This is a genomic window from Marinobacter halodurans (assembly GCF_004327985.1).
GTDB lineage: Bacteria > Pseudomonadota > Gammaproteobacteria > Pseudomonadales > Oleiphilaceae > Marinobacter_A > Marinobacter_A halodurans.
Genome location: NZ_SJDL01000251.1, coordinates 1 through 240 on the forward strand (window position 1 = coordinate 1; position 240 = coordinate 240).

Genomic DNA, 240 nt, shown 5'->3' on the forward strand with positions numbered 1-240 from the left:
CATCCGCTCGATCAGCCGCACCGCCAACAGCGAGTGACCGCCCAGGGCAAAGAAGTTGTCGTGCCGGCTCACCCGCTCCACGCCCAGCAGCTCCTGCCAGATCCCGGCCAGCGTCTCTTCCACCGCGTCCCGCGGTGCCTCGTAGACGGCCCGCACATAGGCGTCGTCTTCCGGCGCCGGCAAGGCCTGGCGGTCCAGCTTGCCGTTCGGCGTCAGCGGTAACTGCTCCAGCGCCACGAA

The 240-nt window shown here is 69.2% G+C and carries 1 protein-coding gene; it reads right to left on the bottom strand.

Annotated features, from left to right (window positions below; genetic code table 11):
- On the bottom strand, positions 1–240 hold a 240-nt coding region (locus EZI54_RS24255), incomplete at both ends, for a phosphopantetheine-binding protein (RefSeq protein WP_131484370.1).